This is a genomic window from Corynebacterium pygosceleis (assembly GCF_016595275.2).
Classification (GTDB): Bacteria; Actinomycetota; Actinomycetes; order Mycobacteriales; family Mycobacteriaceae; genus Corynebacterium; species Corynebacterium pygosceleis.
The window spans coordinates 178,798-198,969 of sequence record NZ_JAENIQ020000003.1 but is presented as its reverse complement, the minus strand read 5'-3'; the positions used below and the strand labels follow the sequence as shown (position 1 = coordinate 198,969).

General features: G+C 59.8%; 13 protein-coding genes. 6 read left to right on the top strand and 7 right to left on the bottom strand.

All coding sequences use genetic code 11. The features are described from left to right. The first annotated feature begins 28 nt into the window (after nt 1-28). Nucleotides 29-964, top strand: a complete 936-nt coding sequence (locus JIM94_RS07405; protein WP_200251270.1) for a DUF808 domain-containing protein — start codon at nt 29-31, stop codon at nt 962-964. A gap of 66 nt (nt 965-1,030) precedes the next feature. Here JIM94_RS07405 and JIM94_RS07400 read toward each other — a convergent pair whose 3' ends face one another. From JIM94_RS07400 to ychF, 7 genes are all read right to left on the bottom strand, one after another. Beyond that, nucleotides 1,031-1,273 carry a hypothetical protein gene (locus tag JIM94_RS07400; protein WP_200251267.1) on the bottom strand — a complete coding sequence of 81 codons (243 nt, stop codon included), beginning with the start codon at nt 1,271-1,273 and terminating at the stop codon, nt 1,031-1,033. Nucleotides 1,274-1,407: 134 nt separating this feature from the next. Further along, a complete protein-coding gene (locus JIM94_RS07395) occupies nt 1,408-2,655 on the bottom strand; it encodes an Nramp family divalent metal transporter (RefSeq protein ID WP_200251264.1) in 1,248 nt (415 codons plus the stop codon). 212 nt (nt 2,656-2,867) lie between these two features. After that, nucleotides 2,868-4,490: a hypothetical protein gene (locus JIM94_RS07390; RefSeq protein WP_200251257.1), complete on the bottom strand. Its 1,623-nt coding sequence runs from the start codon at nt 4,488-4,490 to the stop codon at nt 2,868-2,870. A 3,603-nt stretch (nt 4,491-8,093) separates the two neighbouring features. Further along, nucleotides 8,094-8,990, bottom strand: a complete 897-nt coding sequence (locus JIM94_RS07385) for a hypothetical protein (protein ID WP_200251256.1) — start codon at nt 8,988-8,990, stop codon at nt 8,094-8,096. Between the two features lie 1,585 nt (nt 8,991-10,575). Beyond that, on the bottom strand, nt 10,576-11,379 hold the full coding sequence (locus tag JIM94_RS07380; RefSeq protein WP_200251255.1) for a hypothetical protein: 804 nt from the start codon (nt 11,377-11,379) through the stop codon (nt 10,576-10,578). A 5-nt stretch (nt 11,380-11,384) separates the two neighbouring features. Continuing rightward, entirely contained in the window at nt 11,385-12,677 is a 1,293-nt protein-coding gene (locus tag JIM94_RS07375; protein ID WP_200251254.1) for a DNA cytosine methyltransferase, read from the bottom strand. A 99-nt stretch (nt 12,678-12,776) separates the two neighbouring features. Then, entirely contained in the window at nt 12,777-13,856 is a 1,080-nt protein-coding gene (gene ychF / locus JIM94_RS07370; protein ID WP_200251253.1) for a redox-regulated ATPase YchF, read from the bottom strand. Nucleotides 13,857-14,190: 334 nt separating this feature from the next. Between ychF and JIM94_RS07365 the strand changes: the two genes are divergently transcribed. From JIM94_RS07365 to JIM94_RS07345, 5 genes are all read left to right on the top strand, one after another. Continuing rightward, nucleotides 14,191-15,819, top strand: a complete 1,629-nt coding sequence (locus tag JIM94_RS07365; protein WP_200251251.1) for a sodium-dependent transporter — start codon at nt 14,191-14,193, stop codon at nt 15,817-15,819. Beyond that, nucleotides 15,816-16,007, top strand: coding sequence for a methionine/alanine import NSS transporter subunit MetS (metS, locus tag JIM94_RS07360; RefSeq protein ID WP_200251248.1), 192 nt, complete (start codon nt 15,816-15,818; stop codon nt 16,005-16,007). The genes JIM94_RS07365 and metS overlap by 4 nt, the downstream gene beginning before the upstream one ends. Before the next feature lie 210 nt (nt 16,008-16,217). Then, nucleotides 16,218-17,648 (top strand): AI-2E family transporter, encoded by a 1,431-nt coding sequence (locus JIM94_RS07355; RefSeq protein WP_200252133.1) that lies wholly within the window; start codon nt 16,218-16,220, stop codon nt 17,646-17,648. 41 nt (nt 17,649-17,689) lie between these two features. Then, nucleotides 17,690-18,859, top strand: coding sequence for a DNA recombination protein RmuC (locus tag JIM94_RS07350; RefSeq protein ID WP_200251246.1), 1,170 nt, complete (start codon nt 17,690-17,692; stop codon nt 18,857-18,859). A gap of 72 nt (nt 18,860-18,931) precedes the next feature. Next, complete coding sequence (locus JIM94_RS07345) at nt 18,932-20,137, top strand: DUF6542 domain-containing protein (RefSeq protein WP_200251243.1); 1,206 nt, start codon at nt 18,932-18,934, stop codon at nt 20,135-20,137. The last annotated feature ends 35 nt before the right edge of the window (nt 20,138-20,172 follow it).

The window sequence follows — 20,172 nt, the reverse complement described above, 5'->3', positions numbered from 1 at the left end:
AACTGACTGACCGACCGCGGGTCCTCTGATGGCCGGCGGACTGGCGGCCCTCCTCGACGATGTGGCCCTCATCGCCCGGACGGCCGCGGCCAGTGTCGACGACGTCGCGGCCGCGGCCGGCCGCACCAGCGCGAAGGCGGCGGGTGTCGTCGTCGACGATGCCGCGGTGACCCCGCGCTTCGTCCAGGGGGTGCGGCCGGCGAGGGAACTGCCCATCATCTGGCGGATCACCAAGGGATCGCTGTTCAACAAACTCGTCATCATCCTTCCGCTGGCACTGCTGCTCAGCGCGGTGGCCCCCTGGGTGCTCACCCCCATCCTGATGCTCGGCGGCACCTACCTCTGCTACGAGGGCGCGGAGAAGGTGTGGGAGAAGTTCTCCGGTTCCGGTGGGGGCCACGACACCCCGGTCCGCGAATCCGGTCCGGACGCCGAGGACCGCCTGGTGAAGGGCGCGATCACCACGGACCTCATTCTCAGCGCGGAGATCATGGTGATCTCCCTCAACGAGGTCGCGACCGAACCGTTCTGGACCCGCACCGCCGTACTCGTCATCGTCGCCCTGTTCATCACGGCCCTCGTCTACGGGGCGGTGGCCGTCCTGATCAAGATGGACGACGTCGGGCTGAAGCTGGCGAAACGCCCCAGCCGCCGTTCGAAGAAGTTCGGCCGGGCGCTGGTCTCCGCCATGCCGAAGGCCCTGGACCTCATCGCCGTGATCGGCACCTTCGCGATGCTCTGGGTCGGCGGGCACATCATCCTCGTCGGCATCGACGAGTTCGGGCTCCACGCACCCTATGGGTTCGTGCACCACCTGGAGGAGTCCGTACGCGGCTGGTCCGGCATCGGTGGCGCCGCGGCATGGATCGTCAACACGTTCTTCTCCATGGTCATCGGCGTCATCTGGGGCGCGATCGTCCTCGGTGTGATCCACAACCTGCCGTTCGGGAGGAAGAAACACTGACACGAACACGGAGAGGGCTCCGTATCCCGGTACCGGGATACGGCCCCCTCTCCGACACGCGAAAAACTAGCGGGCGGAACCGAGTCGGCGGTAGAGGATGTAGCAGCCGACGAGGAGGAGCAGGATCGGCAGGAACTTGAAGAATCCGACGACCGCGCCGACGAAGGCCAGGATCAGGGCGATCGAGGAAAGAACGATCGTCGCTCCCCCGAGAAGGAACGACAGCCCCTTGTTGCGCTCCCAGGTGAAGAAACCGGCGACAGCCGTGCAGACGGCGAGGACGGTGAAGGTGACGGTGGCACCGAACATGGTGTGTTTTCTCCTGTGTTTTCAGTCGGCCCGTGACGGGCCGGTCAACGTGGCGGCCGGTTGACCTCCGACCGCGGAACTCCGATGATACGTCACTTCCGCAGGGCGCTCCCGCACTGTGATGCCGGCTCGGTCTACTGCACGAACGTCAGGTAGATGAGCAGGAAGTTGAGGGCCACGATAGCCACCGAGATCGCGGCCATCGCCGAACGCACCCACACGTTGTCCCGCCACTGCCCCATCAACTCCCGCCCGGAGGTCATCCGCGCCAATGGGATGATCGCGAAGGGGATACCGAAGGACAGCGCGACCTGGGAGAGAACCAGCGCCCAGCTCGGGTCCGGGTAGAGCCAGAGGATCAGCAGGGCGGGAATCAGAGTGATCGCCCGGCGGAAGACCAGCGGAACCCGGACGTGCAGGAGACCGGCCATGATCTCCGAACCCGCGTAGGCACCGACGGAGGTCGACGCCAGACCGGAGGCGAGGAGCCCGATGGCGAAGATGGCACCGATCACCGGGCCCAGCGCCTGTTCGATGGCGTGGTGCGCGCCCTCGATGCTGTCGGTTCCGGGAACCCCACCGAGTGCCGACGCCGCCAGCAGCAGGAGAGCGATGTTGATAGTTCCGGCGAGAACCAGGGCCCACACCACATCGTGCTTCGTGGCCTTCAGCAGTCTCGGCAGATCCCGCCCGAGTTTCGGGAACCGGTGGTTGACCAGGCTGGAATGCAGATAGATGGCGTGCGGCATTACGGTGGCTCCCAGCATGGAGGCGGCCAGCAGAACCGAGTTGGTGTCCGCGAAACGCGGCACCAGACCGCCGAGAACCCCGGTAGCGGACGGCGGACTGATGACCAGACCACTCAGGAACCCGACCGTGATGATGAGCAGCAGACCGATGATGATGAACTCGAAGTGCCGCTGGTGTTCAGGGTTCTGGAACAGCAGCAGCCCCATGGAGATGGCGCCGACGATGGCCCCGCCGACGACGAGTGGCAGATCGAACATGAGATTCAGCGCGATCGCCCCACCGACGACCTCCGCGAGATCGGTCGCGGCGGCGACGAGCTCCGCCTGTCCCCAGAACGCCAGCCGCTGCCGCTTTCCGAGCCGGTCCCCCAGCAGCTCAGGGAGGGATTTCCCCGTGACCAGACCGAGCTTGGCGCTCTGGTACTGGATCAGCACCGCCATCGCGTTGGACAACACGAGCACCCAGACGAGCAGATAGGCGTAGGTCGCCCCGGCGGAGATGTTCGCCGCGACATTGCCCGGATCGACGTAGGCGACCGCGGCGACGAACGCCGGCCCCAGAAGCGTTATGAGCGGACGCTTCACCACACCATCTGTCGGTGCACCGAATTCCGCAGTTTTGTTGGACGACATACCTGAATCATGCTCCTCCGGTCCTCTGTCCGCAACGCCGCGTTGCCTTAGGTAACTGGCGGAACCATGGCAGGACAACCCCCTCACAGAACTATTCACCGGCACGGTGAGAAGGATGATCGAACCGCAGGTGAATGATGCCGTATTACACGGATCCCCGGTGGGCGGGATCACACGAGGCACCCGTCCACGGGAGACGCTGCCCCACCACCTCACGGAGCGGGGTCCACAGGATCTGTCACCCCAGTCGCACCGGAGAAGGGGGCGAGTACACCGGCCTCTTCCGGTTCCCTGTCCGGCGGGGTGAGTTCGAGCCGGGGATCGGTTCTGCGTTCCTCCACCGGAACGTTCATCGCGGCCATGAGCAGTTCAGCCAGACGGCGGGCGGCATCCAGCTTCCCGCCTCCGGCGGCCCATTTACCGAAGGTGAGCACGATGTTCCTGTCCCGGGTGATGATGTCCAGCATCGGTCCATCCGTTTCCCTTTCCCGGAATCGGACGTACCGGATGTCCGCCAATGGAATCCGCTGGTCCACCACACCGTTCCTCAGCACACTGTCACGCGAGGCCAGGAAAAGACCGGAGACGGTCACCACCATGAATCCGGCGGAAGTCCGGAATCCACCCGGGAGATTCACGTCGGCGAGTGCGATCACCGTTTCGCCCGCGGGCAGTATCCACCGGAGGATTCCGAGCACCTCACCCGGTGTCTCATGCTCGAACACGGCGATGTCCGGGCGCACCGGTAGCGGGCCGACGTGGTCTCCGAAACGGAGACGCGCGACATGATCCGCCAACCTTCCCACCAGCGCGGCGGTCTCCTCGTATCTCCCCCGCTTTCCGGGCAGGGGCAGGGATCGCTCGGGAGGCAGCAGTACGAGGAGCCTGCACTGACGTTCACACTCGTCGAGAATGTCCGCTACCCGATCCATCGTCACGGTGTGTTCCCTCCGTGTCACCATGACTATCTCATCGAACAGGCTGCGATTCTCCGACAGCTCCGGATCGGAGTGAAGGATAGTGCAGGCCCGGAGCACTCTGGACGCGAGCCAGGTCTGTTCCGCGAGGATCATCCCGTTGATGTCCTCGAGGATCCTCTGCGCGTTTTCCCGGATGTACCCCCTACGTTCCGGGGGTGAGGCGTCCAAGGACCGAACGTGTTTGTCCATGCGGTCGTGGAAAATATGCCGGTGTTTGCGTACATCCGTCTGCCGGGACCTGATCGGATCATAGACGTGGTCACTGACACCACCTGCCGCCCGCGCCTCGGACACCGCACCGTCAACGACCTGCTTCAGGCTGCGGAGCTCAGCGATCTGTTCGGTACGCAGCTCATCCAGAACTCTGTCCGTCAGTTCGATGTTCCGGTCCAGGCGGCCGGAAATCGACGCCAGCTGGATCTGCAGGGCGAGCAGTGGCGCCTGCGCACCGAGAGCTGTGAGCATGCCCGACGCCTGCAGTCCGGTCTCGACGAGAAATCTAGCCTGTCCGATGATCCGGCCGTTGTCGTTGACGATCGCCCCCAGAGCCTTACCACCGGACTCCATGAGGTGGCCGGTCTCCAGCAGTGCGCGGGTAGCGGAATCGAAACGGACGACCCCAGCGGACAACTCCTGAACCTGCAGCCCCAGACCACCGAGAGTCAACGCCGTCGCCAACTCCCCGGTCAGTTCACGTTCGGTCGATTCATCGAGCAACGCGAAAGGCATGACCTCGAGATCATCGGGGACATCTTCACCGAAGAACACACCGATACCTGGTTCCACCTCGATCAACGCCGACAAAGGTGCGGGCGCGGACTGCAGTTCGACATCGGGTTTTTGCGGGGACGACATGGGATTCTCCTCCATCAGGTTCGCCATCAACTCTAGAAGAGAATCCGCTCACACCACCCCCCGGTCACGGATCACCGGAAGATCCCGCTCGTTCAGCGGAACACGATCATCTCGCCGTGGGTCATCGTGAAACACGAATCCGGGTGGTCAGCCCAGCTCCGCCACGCCCTCACCATCTCGTCCATGTCCGTTTCGGTCGTCCCCAAAACGGTGGCGACCCGATCACGGAATACCGCTCCTGAGATGCGGTCGGCCTGGCTGTTGCTGGACGGTTCCCAATCTCAGGTGCAGCTACAGATCCGATACGACAGTTCTAAAACCATATCTGAAGATGCTCCGGAAATGACATTCCCACCCTCCCCAGATCGAACTCAGTCAGTATACTTTGGTAATAAAATGATAACTCGAAGAATACAACCGTGCTCGAGCGCGGATGCCCGACACATTTCCATCTGGACCTGCAGGACCCAAAACTTGTCTAAGAAACCGTAATAGCTATGACCCCCCATTCCGAGAATCACCAAAACAACTGGGACACGACCTTCGCATTCTCGTGATCCTACTGTTCGTCTACTTCCTTGGGGCCTTCACCCACGATCCGACAAGTTATTCATCTCCGCCTACTTACACCTCATCACCGCAGCCCCTCGGCGTTCACCTCTGAATCTGCGGTGATCTTGGGTCACCACATTCGTCGCCGCAGTAGCCATGATTATTGCGTGCTCGTAAGGAACGGTCATCGATCCCAATAAGGTCTATCTGCCCTGTAATTCACATACCCGGATGGTGTTGACACAGAGAATCGGAGACAACCACTGACCACTATAATGATGCGGCCGAACTAGAAGTCACTTCGCAACGTGGGAACCTGCCATCAGGACCAAAGAGTCAAGAACTAGCTCCGAATAAAGACACCATCACAGTCCTAACCGCCTCCTCCGACATCATCATCGAACGGGAAATGACGTAGTCACCAACCAAGCACGTACACTGCCAACCTCCGGCAAAAAGATTTACAAGACTGCCGATATCGCAACAATAGATACGTTTTCCCAAACGTATTCCGCTCTATACGGGTCTTGGGTACGGTACTCATGGTCGTCGACTAACTCAACTCCATTGGCACCTACTAACCGCGCTGTATCGTAATCATGGGTACGTGGTCGGCTAATTTCCCGACTTGCCGATGCGGTAAGTAATAGGCCACAACTCCAGGCACTCCAAAACCGCCCAGTGTGATGACTGTAACCAATCATCACCGACATCAACGCCAATCGTTCATCCACACTCCAGGCGGTTAATCACGACGACGATACTCCGCCAATATTGAAGCTCCTTTCACTAGTCGAGGACGACCTCACCACAGCCCTACGAACAAACGATTGCGGAGCGCCTTGACTTAGCCAAATCCCGGCACTTGACTTGAGCAGTTTTTAGCGAAGGAAGCGGCCCCGCCCCGGGAAATTGGCTTTGCCGACCTGCTACGGCGGTCCACAAAACTGCCACGGATGCGATATGAACATTTTTCAAGAGGTTTTACAAGTCGTCGCGAGCCACCGAAGCGCTGGTCAATCCGTTCTTCTACATCACGGTTTTCAGGTTACTGTTCGGCCTAGGCATTAAAACTCTCTCGAACACAGTGCTCCACCGGCACTTTCTCGGCTTCACCCAAGGCCCCCATATAGCCACTACCACGACGTCCAGAGCCCTGAGGAAACAATTCTGCAAAATTCCGCTTATGTGGGCTATAAATTAACAGAAAAGCGCGACCTTCTTGTCAGCATGGTGGGGCCACCGACATCCGGATACCTGCGGCAGCCAGCTACAAGAATGAAGCGCAAGACGGCCGAGCTACTCTCCGCCAAACGCCACTGCGCAATCATCCTGCCACACTGAGCACAGGAAATACTGCAACAATCCGCGTTCGCTGTTGACAGACATCAACAGACCGCCACTACCGATTCACGGCCAATAAACTTGTAGGAAGCGGCCGATCAGACAGGAACGTAGCCAAGCCCACCCGAATCCACACGACCCTACCGCAGTATTGACAGCCTGGACAAGGGTGCCAACCATTCCAGGACCTGGATAATCCAGAACTCATTAAAACAATTCCGAAAAAACGAACCGCGAGATATACCCTGCCACAGCCCCTCTGCCCGATGGCAAAAATGAGCAAACCAATAAACGGGCAACTTAACTTGTAAAACTTTATCATTCCCATTAGACACTTTTAAAACCACCAATATTAAGGAATTTCCCGTAGGTAAACTTCTCATTTCCGATCTATAAAGTACCCCTAACCTTACTAAAGCAAAACACGAGTTAGTAGAATCCATTTCACAATATAAAACATCTCACCAATCTATAATGATCAAAAAGCAACGAAAGCAAGCGCCGAGCAGCTCTGTTGGCCCGTAGCGAAATAACAAAGTAGCCCAACTAGTCAAAACCAATGATTCGGCAATCACGAAATCAGCAGCAAGAAAAACTAATAACGCCTCACAGAGATGCCGGATCAGTGAACCCCCTGCCTACGCCGAACTCAAAGGCTATCCTGTCAAGCTTCCCAGTCGTACAACGACCTCCAAGGAGAACAGCGACTTTCCCTACCGAATGGCAATAACCGACAGGCAAGAGGCATTAATACCACGAAGTTCGGCAAGCTTCAATCCCCTCGCCTAGTCCGGCCACTAGCTGCGCCGGAGTATGACCCCATACCCCAGAAATACACCGTGCTGCGGTGCGGTAAATGTGACAATTCCAATACCAAAAATCCAAGGGTCTTCACCTAAAATGGTATTTCAATGCAGCAAACCGGACATATACTGATGTCGCCATCGCCAGAAAAGTCGATCAAACCAGCAATAAAAATACCTTCGAACGATAAATTAATTACCCGAAGAAAGCGACCCCCATACCGAGAAATCAAACCGCCGACCGTCTCCACTGAACGAGTACGCTCAATACGCCAAACTACCGACCAAACGCGAGTAGAACAAAGTACCTTTAATACTCTTCATTTTTCCAAATACGTCAACCGGCAAAAAACAAGGTCGAGAGTGGGAAAAAGGACACCACTACCATACAAAATGAAAGTAATTTAGCTGGCAGCTGCCAGAACTGGGATCACAGAGTGCCACCCACCAGCAATCTCACCGAAGCATAAAACAAGCTACAATAGTCCGTCTAACCTGCGCTAGAGTCGGCACCTTTAAAAAGTAACCATTAAGGGCGCTAAAGCGCTCGCAGGAAAAGCGTAGGAATGGGATGAGTTGCCACCAGATCAACAAGAGAGAATAGCATAGAAGAATGTCCCAGTACCCGCGACGGGTACTGGGACATTCTTCTATCTTTCTTTTTCTATTTTCGCGCAGTCCTACCTATCCGGTCAGATCCAGAAGAGACGAAGCCAAAGTTGATTCGACGCTTGTTCTCGAAATACCGATCTGGATCCTCCTGAAGAAGACGAATTCGATGGACCTTATGGGCATCAGTTAATTTATCCTTACTGTGGCTCACCCTAAATCCCCTTTCTGTAGGAATGTTCCTAAAACGATTATATGCCAACAACAACGTAAGAACGATATATCGTGACTTATATCACTCATCTTGGCTAGTGTGACCTATTTCGAGAGCCATTTCCCGGGAGTCTTCGGAGGAAAAAGTAAGAGCAAGTTCGGACGCAAAAAGGTTTAGCAAATCCTTCGCCTCAAAGTCGGTAATATCACCTTTTTTGGGAGAGTCTATAGTCAGCATTCCATAAAGGAATTTTTCTGAACTGACTGGCATCGTTGCGAAGGTCTGATACGAGGGCGGACAGGTTAGCTCCTGAGAATATGCATCTTCCACAAACCTACCTGTATTACATTGCAGTGCAAGCTTGAAGGATTCGTCTTTAAACGTAAATACTCTTGCAGAACGATGATTGTGACGACCCTCATGTCCATAAGAGGAGGCCTCAAGTTTAGGGGGTGAACCTGGTACTACTTCAAAAAAATTAACCCTTACCCCTGTGTCAGGCCCTATCGAACGGCGGACAGTGGAGAGAATTGCTCTCCGTGCAGCAGCAAGAGCTTTATCTCTCGACTTTTTATCCCCGGCAGTTAAAGCATCACATGTCCCCTGTAAAGTATCAATGACTGTATGAACTAAATCTTTGACGGCCTCTTTCTCGATTTCCTGCCGATTTTGAAAGACGACCTGGACCCGGCTCTCGCGGAGATGATCTAAAATAAGGCCGAAAGCGATAATTACAGAACAAATAGTAGCGAACCACCACTCTCGATTACTGAGAAAGGCACCAGCGGCCAAACAGCCAAACACGATAAAAGCATTGCTGACAGAAGGCCTTAATGAAGCCAGATTAGCTACCCATCGAGGTTCCCTAAGCTCAGCTTTTCGCTCTTCTATTAAAAGAATTTCAGAAGCGAGAGATTTAATATTGTGAAAATTTTTTAAAAATTTTTTTCCCACAGAAGCCCCTAAATTGACGGTCACCTAAAAGTATGGTCTGCGACTTCCCCTTCTACAGCTAGTGTTAACACGGTAAGTTCGTCACTCACCCCAATTTCTCCACTTCATATCTGCGGTATGGAGGTTATGTACGAGTTTCCGCGAAGAATGTTGATAGGTTCCAAGACTATAAAGTTGGTCGCAATCCTACACGAAGTCTCCAGCTAAGTCAAATAGTTGAATCGATGCTTAATTTCCACCCCATCAACCCAACCCTGCTTGCAATGATATTTATATTATTTCGAGCGCTTTTTCCACTGGGTCTGGCCAAAGAGAGCCGGGTCCGCCGCAGGAACGTGTGACAGTAGTTGACCACGGTCCACGACACGTCACGTGTGCCTCGCCAGTACCGGCTAAATACGTTGTTGCGTAACAGCCAAACAAGCTCTTCATGGCGGCGTCCTCCCTGGGCGCGCTGACCTCAGAACTTTGATCCGATCATGTGGTGACGATTGATCGCGTGCTGTAATTTCTTCGAGCGGAATTGCCCCTGTCTGAATGCAGGACGCAACCGGCTACCGTCTGGCCCTCGACACGTTGCCTGATAGCGACATTGTCCAAGCCGCCGCCCGCGAGGCAGGCATTGAGTCGCGGGTTGATCGAGTAATCGAATGGCCCACAATCCGGCCCAAGAACATGTCGTTAACCGCCCACAGGAACCACGTTCGTCCTGCGGCCTGGTAGTCAAGTGTCGGTGATCCACACCCGCTTCTTCGGCACGTCCGCGGTCAACAAACGCCGCAAGATGTCGTCATGGACCGGCAGACCAAGGGTTTTGTGGGTTCCGTGCCCACGGATTCGCGAGCACCGACCCCACCGGTTGACCTTGCAGAGCCGCCACGGCTGCTGTCTCGGCCATCGGCTGACCGGCGACTCAGGTCTCGTCGACCGAGGACCGGTAGTCGAACTCCGGATCGTCACGGTAGGCGTCGAGCAACGGGTCGGCGCGGTGAGCTTTCACCCATTGGATCGGATTCTGGACAGGTACGTCAGTGTTCGTGGTAGTGACTCGGCCAGCTTAACCACCTGACAACGTCGCCACCACCGGAATCCGGTCGGTACTAACCTCGCTCCCGAGTGGGTGGAGCCCTGTCTCGGCAGGTTCGCCCAGGATAAGTACGTCGCAGAGCGTCCCAATACTTCGTTTTCCTGCTCCATCAGGTGGATCCATCGGTTGGCCCCACACCAGGCTACCGGCTTCAGGGCGGTGGTTTCCGGACTACTCGCCTTTATCGATGCGGTCCCAGTGCCGCCACGTGGCCGGTGTCATCGGATGGACCTCAAGGTCATGGGTAACCTGCTCCACCGTGACTCCTGAGGTCACGATAGCAGGCTTGGTGCATCACAACGTCACTGTCTGGGTTGGTTCTGGGCATACTGCCACTTCGCAGTCAGCATCTTCGAGCCCGTCACCTCGGGTATCACCTATCCCTGTGACAGACCCAGCGATTCGCTTTCGATTTGTCACCTTTACTCATAAAAGAGGGACATATTTTCGAAGAAAGGTGTAGCCAACAAATCTCCGGAACTCGTCAAAATACCACAACTGGAGGACTAACCTACAAATATCCTATACATAGTCACGACGATATATAGCCAGATCCTCGGATGAGATGTTCTGTGCAGGAACCAGCTGGTAGTGAGCTTCGTGGCGCACACGCATCTCGCCGTCCTGAAGGTCGAGTTCAAACAAAGCGATTAACCCATCAGATGCAAACTGAGCCGCAACAGGTCGTGTGATCATATTAGGCCATTTCTGCGCGCATACAACCAGATCCTGTTCGGCTTGGGTGATCCCAATCTCGTCCTTGCCCCCCTTGGCTTGAACAGGGATAACAAACTGGCGACCCGCTGCATCGACTGCGACATAGATCTCATCGACCTCAACTTGTCCAATTCCAGTGGCAGTTGTACGCAGGTGATTCTGCAGTGAATAAGCGGTAACACCCAAGAATGTATCGATTAGTCGATTATAACGGACCAGCGCTAGAAGCGCTTGCTCATCTCCTAAAGCTGACGCGGCGATAATCTCGGGAGTTGAGTCAGGTAGCTTCGTACGCATGAGTGAAGAGTTCGGTTTGATACGCACCTGCGCCTTGATCATTTCGAAAGCATATTTTCCGTGCCCTTTTCCACGGATCACCCATTCGCAACCATCGAGGGCTTTTTCCGTGATCGACTGAGGCAATTCGGAACGATACCGGAAGGAATACACAAGATCGCCTAGGTTTTTAGGCAGCTCGATGCCCAACTCCACGGCAGCCTTTTCGAGATCTTCACGACTCCAGAGCACAACAGTAGCCCCTTCGAAGTAGTACCGAGCGAAAACCCACTCGAGTAACGCGACATAGCGGTTCTTTTTCGCACTTCCCATAGCCCTTAGCCTCGTTTCCGATTTCGTTGCGGGATGACCCTCTCAGAGAGCCCAAAGTAATCGTGTGCTTGACCCGCATTGAAATAAAGCAGCGCGGGATCACCAAGACTGGTTTTCTTACCCTTGATCGGAGTCACGCCATCAGTTTGGAGCAATGCAGCACCAACCGCCCTTCCGAGCGGAATGGGGACGGAGTTGCCGATCTGGCGGAAACCGTTCCACTTAGTTACGTGGAAACGGAACCAGTCTGGGTAGCCGTGCAAACGCGCGGCCTCACGGACAGTGATGACGCGTGGCAGCAAAGGATGGATCGGGCGGGGCGCTGTGTACGCACCTCTATCTGAAGCCGTTCCTGCACGCAAAGTGTTGCAGATACCGTCACTGTGCAACCGAAGGTAACGGGAGATAGACTCTGTAGTCCCAGGTAAAGTTGAGGAAAATCGGGCGATAGACTCTGCCGTATGAACAGTACGTGTTGATGAGGTAAGCATGTTGGGATCGAAGGGGCGCCGGTGCGAAAAGTCGGCGGGATCTATCTTCTTACAGCGCAGGCGCTGAGCATAGATCGATCCAGCTTCCGGCCATGTGACCGAAACATGGTCATCGTGGAGCAGCGCTTCATAGCGATCCGCATCTGGCAAGTCACCGATGGCATCAATAACACTCGGCCCAACCGGTAAATCGCTATACAACGGTGCAGTGCCACGAAGGTTCCTTGGACGTACCGTAGCCTCTGGGTACCTCGGAAGCGGTACACCACGTCGAGCTCCAAGCAGTATTAACCTTCGCCGAGATTGCGGAGTCCCGTAATCGGCAGCTTGGAGAACCTTATACGGAAGTACGATTTTATATCCACCCATTTCGAGCAGTTCGACAACCTCTGCGAGAAGCTGACGATGATTGCCTACAGTGAGGCCCGCTACGTTCTCCATCAAGAAGAATCTCGGTTGTAATTCAACAACCAATCGTACATATTCGTTGAGGAGGGCGTTGCGCGGATCATCAATCATGCGTCGACCGATCATCGATACGCCCTGACAGGGAGGTCCACCGGCCACCAAGGAGATCTCACGGTCTCCGATCTCTGACTTCTCGCGGATCTCCCGCCCTGTCATGGTCGAAACATCGCGAGCAAAAGTTTTACCATAAGTGAAATTAAACTCGTGCACGGCAGCGTGGACTGGGTCATATTCGACAGACGCTGCAATCTCATATCCAGCTTGCTCGAGGCCCATTGATAACCCACCCGCCCCAGCGAACAGGTCAACGGCCAGCGGGCGGCGAACGTCAATCTTCATTCAAACCACTCTAGCGGACCCGCCCCTAGCCCGCGTCTTGAGGTTTCGGGCCATTCTGGTTCCCCTACCCCACTTTGCCTACTCCCAAAAGCAGTCCCACTAAACGTTGAACTTGAAGTCCACCACGTCGCCGTCTGCCATGACGTAGTCCTTGCCCTCCTGGCGGACCTTGCCGCGGGCCTTGGCCTCCGCCATGGAGCCGGCTTCGTCGAGGTCGGTGAAGGCGACGATCTCGGCCTTGATGAAGCCGCGTTCGAAGTCGGAGTGAATGACGCCGGCGGCCTGGGGGGCGGTGTCGCCCTTGTGGATGGTCCAGGCGCGGGATTCCTTGGGTCCTGCGGTGAGGTAGGTCTGCAGGCCTAGGGTGTCGAAGCCGGCGCGGGCGAGGGAGTGCAGGCCGGGTTCGTGCTGGCCGACGGATTCGAGGAGTTCGGCGGCTTCCTCTTCGTCGAGTTCGAGGAGTTCGGTCTCGGTCTTGGCGTCGAGGAAGACGCAGTCGGCGGGGGCGACGAGTTCGCGGAGTTCCTGCTTGCGGTCCTCGTCGGTGAGGACGGTTTCGTCGGCGTTGAAGACGTAGAGGAAGGGCTTCGCGGTCAGCAGGTGGAGTTCGCGCAGCGTTCCGAGGTCGATCTCGTCCTTGGCCTTGAACAGGGTGCGGTCGTCCTCGAGGATCGTCTGCGCCTTCTTGACGGCGTCGACCTCGGCGGCCCTGGACTTGTCCTTGCGGGCTTCCTTCTCGAGGCGCGGGATGGCTTTCTCGATGGTCTCGAGGTCGGCGAGGATGAGTTCGGACTCGATGACGGCCATGTCGCTGACGGGGTCGACGCGTCCGTCGACGTGGATGACGTCGTCGTCGCTGAAGACGCGGACGACCTGGCAGATGGCGTCGGATTCGCGGATGTTGGCGAGGAACTTGTTGCCCATGCCCTCACCCTGGGACGCGCCCTTGACGATGCCGGCGATGTCGACGAAGGACACGGTGGCGGGCAGGATGCGCTCGGACCCGAAGATCTCGGCGAGACGCTTCAGGCGCGCGTCCGGCAGCTCGACCAGCCCGACGTTGGGCTCGATGGTGGCGAACGGGTAGTTCGCCGCCAGCACATCGTTGCGGGTCAGTGCGTTGAACAGGGTTGACTTGCCGACGTTGGGCAGTCCGACGATTCCAAGAGTAAGGCTCACAGTCGCACATCCTATCAACCTCGCCCGTACGGGCCGGACACCGCCGGAACGACCGTCACCCACACCGGCGTGGATCTGTCGTGACCGGCTCACCCCGGATCCACCCGTCGTCCCACCCGTCGGACACCGTGTTCCGTGCGGTGAAATGAGCTGCTAGAGTCATGTCCGGTTAAGAAAACCCGTAGAACGCGCTGAAGGTAATCGGCACGGCGCCACCCCTGCCACCGACGCCTGCGCCGGACACATACTTAGAGCGTGTAGTTCACTGTCACCACCCCGACGCCCACCGACTACCGCAGAACTTCCACATCCGACTTGATTCGAAAGGCCGGCAATGGCTGCTGACACTTCTCAAGGTCGCGAAGTATTCTCCACCCGCATTGCGTTCCTGCTTGCGGCGATCGGTTCCGCAGTGGGCCTGGGTAATATTTGGCGTTTCCCCTACGTCGCCTATGAAAACGGCGGCGGCGCGTTCCTGATTCCCTACATGGTGGCTCTGATCACCGCGGGTATCCCCCTCCTCTTCCTCGATTACGCGATGGGCCACCGTTTCCGTGGCTCCGCTCCCCTGGCCTACCGCCGTCTGCGGACGTGGGCGGAGCCGGTCGGCTGGGTGCAGGTCGGTGTCTGTTTCATCATCACCATCTACTACGCGGCGATCATCGGCTGGGCGGCGCTCTACACGCTGAAGTCCTTCAACACGGCGTGGGGCAGCGACCCCAACACCTACTTCTTCGAGGACTTCCTCAAGTTCGACAGTTCGCAGATGATGTCGATGGACATCGTCCCGCAGATCGCTCTCGCGCTGGCGTTCGTCTGGATCCTGGCGATCATCGTGCTCGCGATGGGTGTGGACGAGGGTATCGGCCGCATCTCGAAGGTGTTCATGCCGATCCTGACGGTGCTGTTCATCCTCGTGGTCGGGTACTCCGTCACCCTGGAGGGTGCGGCTGAGGGCCTGAATGCCTTCTTCACCCCGAACTGGGCCGCGCTGAGCGATCCGGGTGTGTGGGTCGCGGCCTACGGCCAGATCTTCTTCTCCCTGTCGATCTGCTTCGGCATCATGCTGACGTACTCCTCCTACCTGAAGCCGCGCACCAACCTGACCGGCACCGGCCTGGTCACCGCGTTCGCGAACTCCTCCTTCGAGGTTCTCGCCGGCATCGGCGTCTTCTCCGCTCTCGGTTACATGGCCGTGCAGCAGAACGTGGCCGTCGATGAGGTCGCCACCTCCGGCATCGGTCTGGCGTTCATCGCCTTCCCGACGATCATCAACCAGATGCCCCTGGGCCCGATTTTCGGTGTCATGTTCTTCGGCTGCCTCACGGTCGCCGGTTTCACGTCCCTGTTCTCCCTCCTCGAGGTCGTCGTCTCCGCGGTGAAGGACAAGCTCAACCTTCCGCGTAAGGCGACCGCTCTCAGTGTGGGTGTCGTCATGACCCTGATCTCGCTGACGCTGTTCGCAACGACCTCCGGTCTCGCGACGCTCGACATCATGGACAAGTTCGTCAACAACATCGGCATCGTCGGTATCGCGCTGGTCGCCATCATCATCCTCGACTGGATTCTCCGCCGCGCGGACGAGATGGCGCTGCACCTCAACGCCGTCTCCAGCTTCCGGGTGGGCAACCTGTGGCGGGTCTGCGTCGTGAACATCACCACCATCGTCCTCGGCTACACCCTCCTCCAGGAGCTCATCAGCCTCGTCAAGGAGAACTACGGCGGTTACACCGACCTCCAGATCAACGTCTGGGGCTGGGGTGTCGTCGGGCTGATCCTGGCGGCTGCGGTCGTCATGAGTCTCGTTCCGTGGCGCGGCAACATCGCCCTGGTCGGGCCCCCCGGCTCCGATTTCGGCGTCGACCCCGATCTGCAGCTCGAGATCACCACACCGCAGAAGTACGATCCGGAACGCCCCCGTCACGCGGGCTTCGCGGTCGAACAGTTAGGAGCCCGCAAATGAGTGGCATCGCAATCATGATGATGATTCTGTTCATGGTGGTCATCTGGGGTGGCCTCCTCGTCAGCATCCTCGCCCTGCGCAAGCACCCCGATGATTCATCCGGGGTTCTCGGAACCTCCGATCTCGCGACGGACGACGTCCTGATCGAACAGGAGAAGGCCGGCCCACCGGCCCGATCCACCGAATAGCCCCCGGCCCGACACCGGAAGCGAAGCGCCCGCCCCGACCGTGTCACACGGTCGGGGCGGGCGTGTTTTTACGCATGTATCGCCTCTGTGGCCCACAAACGGGACACGGTGTTCGGGGCCACACCGTTTTAGGGCAATATAGGGGCTGTGACCGACCCCCGCGAACTTCCCGACCGCGACTCCGGACCGGAACCCGGAGACAGTTCCGCACTGTCCGGGTCCTTCGACTCGGCGGCCTCTCCCCCGCTCCCGGACGGGGAATCCCCGGACACCGCGGAGACCCTCGCGGACGAGGCGTCCCGGACATTCGAGGAATTCCAGCCCGACGCCCCGATCGACCGCTCGGAGATCATCGCCGACGGACTGCGTGAGTTCGCGGCGTGGTGCCTCCGCCTCCTGATCGTGTCCGCGGCGACCTACATGGTGGGATTCGTCCTGCTGAAGTTCTGGCAGGGCGTTCTACCCGTCGTCCTCGCACTGATCGTCTCCTCCGTGCTCTACCAGCCGACGAACTGGCTCCGTCGGCGTGGTCTCCCTGCGGCCCCGGCGGCGATCATCACGATTCTCGGCACCCTGGCGGTGTTCGGAGGGGTCATCGCACTCATGGCCCCCAGCGTCGCCCGCCAGTCACAGGCCCTCTACTACCAGGCTTTCGAGGGGGTCCAACGGGTCCAGTTGTGGCTCCAGAATCCCCCCGTGCAGTTCCAGGGCAATGACCTGGGTGACTGGCTGGCGGAGGGGGCGACCTGGTTGCAGCAGCAGGCGTCGACGATCGCCGGGGAGATCTTCGCCGGTCTCGGTGTCGCCTCGACGATTCTCATCATGCTCGGCATCGTGCTCGTGCTGACGTTCTTCTTCCTCAAGGACGGCGACCGGTTCCTTCCCTGGCTGCGTGAGGTGACGGGCCCGAGGATCGGGTGGCACCTCACGGAACTCCTGACCCGGTCCTGGATCACCCTCTCCGGGTTCATCCGCGCGCAGGCTGTCGTGGCGATGATGGACGCGATGTTCATCGGTTTCGGTCTGGTGCTGATCGGGGTGCCCATGGCGCTGGTGCTCGCGGTACTCACCTTCATCGCCGGATTCATCCCCATCGTCGGTGCCGTCGTCGCCGGTGCGTTGGCGGTTCTCATCGCCTTCGTCTCCCTGGGACTGACGGAGGCGGTTCTGGTGCTTGTCCTCGTGATCGCGGTACAGCAGATCGAGGGCTACGTGCTCTCCCCCTGGCTCCAGTCGAAGGCGATGAACCTGCATCCGGTGATCGTGCTCGTCTCCGTCACCGTCGGCGGTGGCCTGTTCGGCATCATGGGGGCTTTTCTCGCCGTACCGACCGCGGCGATGGTCGCGGTGCTCTTCCGTTATCTCTCGGACATGGTCGCGCTGCGTGCCGGGGAGAAGACGGCGGACCAGATCGTGTTCGCGACCGTCGCCGGTTCACTCACCGCCAGGCACGGCGAGGAGGTCGGACGGCGGATGCGGGCGGCCAGGCGTTCGGTCGGTGGGGACACGGAAGGTCTGCGCACCCCGGAGGACGGCACCGACATGGGTGCGTCCCCGGAGCGTCGGGCCGGTGGTGTCCCGGGGAGAAGGATCCAGGACCTCACCGCCAGATTCGCACATCTTTTCGACACGCCGCGCTAGAACCCTCCCCGGTGTCCGGGGCACGTGGCACAGTGGTCCCCATGAGCCCGTCCGTCACCCTTCTCCTGACCCTGATCCTCGGCATCGCCATCGGAGCGGCACTCGGGTGGCTGGCCCGTGAGCGGTCCGCCGGGGCGGCCGGCGGCGACGTCGAGAAACTCGCGGAACTCGCATCCGCACGGTTGCGGGCGGACACCGCCGAGCGGACGTCCGCGGCCGCGGAGCAGTTGACGGGTCGCGTCAGCACGTCCCTCGCCCCGCTGCAGCAGGCGGTCGCCCAGTTGAGTCAGCAGGTGCGGGCGCTGGAACAGGAGCGGGTCGAGGCGTACGCGGCACTCAGCAGTCAGATGCAGTCCATGACCCGGACCTCGACGATGCTGTCGGACCGGACGGGGAAGCTCGTGACCGCGCTACGGGCACCGCAGGTCCGTGGCCGGTGGGGTGAGATGCAGCTGGAACGTGTCGTGGAGATGGCGGGAATGGTGCGGTACTGCGATTTCGACACGCAGGTCCATGTACGGGGGCCGGAGGGGCCACTCCGCCCCGACCTCGTGGTCCGCCTCTCCGAAGGGAGGACGATCGTGGTGGACTCCAAGGTGCCGTTCTCCGCGTACCTGGATGCACTCGACACCGAGGACCCGGAGGAACATGCGGCGCATCTGCGGCGACACGCGCACCAGTTGCGCAACCACGTCAATCAGCTGTCATCGAAGAACTACGCGGCGGCCTTCGACCGGACCCCTGAGTTCACGGTGCTGTTCGTCCCCGCCGACCCCTTCCTCGACGCGGCACTCACCACGGATCCGGAACTTCTGGAGCACGCGTTCTCCAGGAACATCATTCTCGCGACACCGACGACACTGGTCGCGCTTCTCCGTACCGTCGGGCTCGGGTGGCAGCAGGAGGCCGTGAACGAACAGGCCGAGACGATCCACCGGCTGGGTCGACAGCTCCATTCGAGGCTGAACACCATGGCGGAGCACTACAACAGGGTCGGTGCGGCCCTCGACCGCGCCACGGACGCCTACAACTCGACTCTCGGGTCCCTGGAGTCACGGGTGATGGTCACCGCGAGGACCCTCAACGAGATGGACGCGGGACCTGTCGGCAACGCCCGTCCGGTTCCACTCCGTCCGGCGACGGGCAGGTCCCGGCGGATCGCACCGGAGGACCGGTCCGGGGACCCCGGGGACGGAAACGGAGGAGAATGAGGGGCCCTGTCCGGCGTCGCCACGGGGTGACGGTACCGAAATTCAGCGCCGGAGTCGGTAACATAGCGTCCCGTGCCCCAGCAGTCCACGAATCGATCGAGTAACCGACGTCCCGGTCCTCCCGTCCGGCGTGTCGGCGCCCCGACGTGGTCCTGCCCCCTGATCCTCCTTCTCGCCCTGATCGTGGGCATGGTCATCAGCATTGATCAGCAGCAGATAAGCGGCGCCTATCTGTGGCTCTTCGCCGTGACGTCCCTCGCCTGCACACTGTTCGTGGTGCCGAGGGGACTCTGGTTGACGGTGTCCTCCGTTCCCCTCCTGTTCGGTGCCGCCACCCCCGTCGCCGCGTGGACGATCGCCCGTTCCTCCGCGGCGGAGGGCAGTGACGCTTTCTCCGCGACAGGCATCGCGACAGCCATCTACCCTCTCGCGCAGCACTTCCCGGTTCTCGCGGCGACCACGGTCGGTTGTGTCCTGATCGCCGTCCTCCGTCTCACCCGGGTCAGGCAGCTGCAGATCACCGCGGAACGCAACCACCGTCAGGTCCGCCGTCAGATCAGCGACGCGGAGGAACGCAACATCTCCACCGCGTCCCGGGCACGGAGTGTCAGTTCCCGGGCCCGGCGTGAGAAGGTCGAGGGCGACACGCGCCCCACCGTCGCCGAACTCCGCCGGAAGACCCTCGAGGAGGAGGCCGCCCGCCGCCGGGCCGCGCGTCCCGCCCCGGGCGACCCCCGCGGCGGTGGCGGACAGCGTGTCCGCAGGCGCCCCGTCGACGACCGACGCAGGAGCACCGCCGAGCACGCGACGGATCATCCCTCCGGCCGGTCCCGGTTGCGGCGGCCCGAACAGGACCTGGACGTGACCCCACGTGCACGGCGCGTATCTCGCCCCGGAGAGCCTGTGCAGCCCGGAAACACCCGGGCGGAGGCGGGACGCCCGACCCCCGCCCCGGGTGTGCGCCGCCCCCGCCCCGAGGTCCGTCGCGACCGCTACTCCGTCGGGGAACCCGCCCGAGGCCGGGTGCGGGATCCCCGGGACCAACGGCAGGGGGAGGATTCCTCCGCGTATCCGCGTGCTCCCCGCCGGAGGCCCGTCTCCGAACCGCAGCGTCCCCGTGGGGAACGGAACCCCACCGGAAACGACGTTGCACCTGAGGTTCCCCTGTCCGGGCGCGTCCGGGACAACGCCCCCCGTCGCTCCCCCACCCCGGAGAACACGCCACAGAAGCCCTCGAAGCCCCGGCACCGGTGGCTGGACGACGACCTCTACAGCTGACCGTCCCGGCGCCCGCCGGGTGCTCGCCCCGACGT